The following is a 3,964-nucleotide window of genomic DNA, read 5'->3' on the forward strand; positions in this document are numbered from 1 at the left end:
TGATGGTATATTAATGGCTGCCGAATTATTGCTCGATGTGAAACATATTAATTTTATCGTGAACATTTTTAAATAATTTGTTAATTTTTATAAAAATTTCAATTAAATAGCAATTTTAATGCTATCTTGCAATGTATTTGTTTATAATTATATAAATAGTAAAATAATTATAAACTTATGTATCATAACTAGCGTAATGTTTCAACATTTAAAGTCAATACTATATAAACCATGAAAAAAATCGCCCTCATTACAGGTATTACCGGACAAGACGGTGCTTACTTAACAGAGTTGTTATTATCTAAAGGATACGAAGTACACGGCATCAAGCGCCGTAGTTCGTTGTTCAATACAGATAGGATCGATCATCTATACCAGGATCCACACGATACTGAAATTAAATTAACTCTTCATTACGGAGATTTAAGCGACAGCACAAATTTAATACGTATTATACAACAGGTACAGCCAGATGAAATATATAACTTAGGTGCTATGTCGCATGTTAAAGTAAGTTTTGATACTCCTGAGTACACTGCTAATGCCGATGGTATTGGAACTTTAAGATTATTGGAAGCCATAAGGATATTGGGGCTTACAAAAAAAACCAAAATATACCAGGCATCAACGTCTGAGCTTTATGGTCTTGTGCAAGCTGTACCTCAGTCAGAAACTACACCTTTTTATCCACGTTCACCATACGCTGTGGCTAAAATGTATGCTTACTGGATAACTGTTAATTATAGGGAAGCCTACGGTATTTATGCATGCAATGGTATATTGTTTAACCACGAAAGCCCATTACGCGGTGAAACATTTGTAACCCGCAAAATAACCCGCGCTACAGCTAAAATAGCTATGGGTTTACAGGATAAACTTTTTCTGGGTAATCTTGATGCACAAAGAGACTGGGGGCACGCTAAAGATTATGTAGAAGCCATGTACCTGATATTACAACAAGAAATCGCAGAAGATTATGTGATAGCAACAGGTGTTACTACCCGTGTACGCGAATTTGTACGTATGGCTTTTGCTGAGGTTGGTATCGCAGTCGAGTTTAAAGGTGCAGGTGCCGATGAAAAAGGATATGTGGTAAGCTGCAGTAATCCCGATTTTCAGATAGAAGTAGGAAAAGAAGTTGTTGCTGTTGATAAGGCATACTTCCGCCCAACCGAGGTTGATTTGCTGATTGGTGACCCAACAAAATCAAAAACTAAATTAGGTTGGGAACCAAAATACGATCTGAATGGTTTGGTTAAAGAAATGGTTGCCGCCGATGTTGATTTATTCAGAAGAGAAAAACTGTTAAAAGAATCAGGCTATGCTATTAAAAACCAGTTCGAATAGTATCAATGGAAAAAAACGCTAAGATATATATTGCAGGCCATCGTGGTATGGTAGGTTCTGCCATTTATCGCAAATTGGTTAAGGAAGGATTTAGCAACTTTGTTACCCGTACTTCAGATACACTTGATTTACGCAACCAACAGGCGGTTTCTGATTTTTTTGCCCAAGAAAAGCCAGAATATGTTTTTTTAGCAGCAGCAAAGGTTGGTGGTATTGTTGCAAACAATACTTATCGTGCCGAGTTTTTGTACGATAATTTGCAGATTCAAAACAATATCATACATAATTCTTATCTGAATGGGGTAAAAAAACTCATGTTTTTAGGCTCAAGCTGTATCTATCCCAAAATGGCTCCTCAACCATTGCGTGAAGAGTATCTTTTAACAGGTTTGCTTGAAGAAACTAATGAACCTTATGCAATTGCTAAAATTGCAGGTATAAAAATGTGCGATGCTTACCGGGCGCAATACGGTTGTAATTATATCTCGGCTATGCCCACAAATTTGTACGGTTATAATGATAATTACCATCCCCAGAATTCTCATGTATTACCAGCGTTAATTCGTAGGTTTCATGAGGCAAAAGAAAATAGTACGCCGGTGGTATCTATTTGGGGTACCGGGTCTCCTAAGAGAGAGTTTTTGTTTGCCGACGACCTTGCCGACGCATGCTATTACTTGATGGAAAATTATAACGAGCCTGGCTTGGTAAACATTGGTACTGGGGAAGATATATCAATTAAAGATCTGGCGAATCTTGTTAAAAAAATTATTGGATATCAAGGCAGCATTGAATTTGATACTGCAAAACCAGACGGTACACCCAGAAAGCTAATGGATGTTTCCAAATTACACAAAAAAGGATGGAAATATACCGTTGAACTTGCAGATGGCATTGCATTAGCTTATAATGATTTTTTAAAAAAGTATATTGTTGTAAAGTAAAAGCGCCTTGCCTTTTATAAAAATAAACCTGAAGTTATTAACGTTAAATCTATGATCAAAATCACAAAAATTTGCTGTATTGGAGCTGGCTACGTTGGTGGTCCTACTATGGCTATGATCGCCAAAAAATGTCCACATATTCAAGTTACAGTAGTTGATTTAAACGAAGCTCGTATCGCTGCCTGGAACGATGAGAACGTAAACAATATACCAGTTTATGAACCTGGTTTAAGTGATGTTGTTGCCGAAGCAAGGGGACGTAATCTGTTTTTTTCTACTGACGTGGATACTGCAATATCTGAAGCAGAAATGGTGTTTATATCTGTAAACACACCTACAAAAACTTATGGTGCCGGCAAAGGGCAGGCTGCAGATTTAAAATGGATAGAGCTTTGTGCCAGGCAAATTGCACGTGTTTCAAAAAATAACAAGATTATTGTTGAAAAATCGACCTTACCTGTTAGAACAGCAAGTGCTATAAAAGATATTCTTATGCATACGGGAGATGGTTCGCAGTTTCAAATACTATCCAACCCTGAGTTTCTTGCAGAAGGAACCGCTGTAGAAGATCTGGACGCTCCGGATCGTGTTTTAATAGGAGGTGATAATTCACCCGAAGGTCAGATTGCTGTACAGGCGTTGGTTGATATTTATAATAACTGGATTCCAAGAGAACGTATTTTAACTACCAACGTTTGGTCTTCTGAGCTGTCAAAACTAACCGCCAATGCTTTCCTGGCCCAACGTGTATCTTCAATTAACTCTTTAACAGAGCTTTGTGAAAAAACCGAAGCTGATATTAATGAAGTTGCCAGGGCAATTGGTACTGATAGCCGTATTGGGCCTAAATTTTTAAAAGCCTCAGTTGGTTTCGGTGGATCATGTTTCCAAAAAGATATTTTAAACCTGGTTTACATTGCCAGAAGCTATGGCTTGCAGGAAGTAGCTGATTATTGGGAACAAGTGATTATCATGAATGATCATCAGAAAAAGAGGTTTGCTAACCAGATGATCAGAGAATTGTACAACACGGTAAATGGTAAAAAAATAGCCTTTTTGGGCTGGGCCTTTAAAAAGGATACCAATGATACCCGTGAGTCGGCAGCTATTTACGTCGCCGATCATCTATTACATGAGCAAGCTCAAATTATGGTTTATGATCCTAAAGTTTTAGAAGGACAGATTTATTTTGATCTTGACTACCTTGGAACACGTACAGCTGAAGAAAATAAAAAGGGGGTTAAGGTAGTACAAGATCCTTATGAGGCTTGTAAAGGCGCTCACGCAATTGCGGTACTAACTGAGTGGGATGAGTTTAAAGATTATGACTGGAAAAAAATATACGATGGTATGTTAAAACCTGCCAAAATATTCGATGGGCGAAACCTGCTTGATGTCAAAAAATTAAAGGAAATAGGTTTCCTGGTACAATCTATTGGTACTAAAGGCTAAGCATTACATACGTATAAAATAACTGCAACAGATAAGTTAATGTCAAACCGGAAACGAATATTAATCACAGGAGCCGCAGGCTTTTTAGGTTCGCATTTATGCGACAGGTTTATCAAGGAAGATTATCATGTAATAGGCATGGATAACCTGATTACCGGGGATCTGCGGAATATATCGCACCTGTTTAAACTGGAGAATTTTGAGTTTTATAACCATGATGT

The 3,964-nt window shown here is 37.5% G+C and carries 4 protein-coding genes; all 4 read left to right on the forward strand.

The window, feature by feature from the left end; all coding sequences use genetic code 11:
* The first annotated feature begins 231 nt into the window (after positions 1-231).
* Positions 232-1,347, forward strand: a complete 1,116-nt coding sequence (gmd, locus tag AC1DQW_RS27235) for a GDP-mannose 4,6-dehydratase (RefSeq protein WP_477456938.1) — start codon at positions 232-234, stop codon at positions 1,345-1,347.
* Between the two features lie 5 nt (positions 1,348-1,352).
* Positions 1,353-2,291: a GDP-L-fucose synthase family protein gene (locus tag AC1DQW_RS27240; RefSeq protein WP_477456939.1), complete on the forward strand. Its 939-nt coding sequence runs from the start codon at positions 1,353-1,355 to the stop codon at positions 2,289-2,291.
* Positions 2,292-2,342: 51 nt separating this feature from the next.
* The gene (locus tag AC1DQW_RS27245; protein WP_477456940.1) at positions 2,343-3,743 is read left to right on the forward strand and encodes a UDP-glucose 6-dehydrogenase; all 1,401 of its coding nucleotides are present in this window, start codon (positions 2,343-2,345) and stop codon (positions 3,741-3,743) included.
* 39 nt (positions 3,744-3,782) lie between these two features.
* The coding region (locus AC1DQW_RS27250; RefSeq protein WP_477456941.1) for an NAD-dependent epimerase/dehydratase family protein at positions 3,783-3,964 on the forward strand (182 nt) is incomplete at its 3' end.

The organism is Mucilaginibacter sp. P5_A4 (assembly GCF_056400605.1).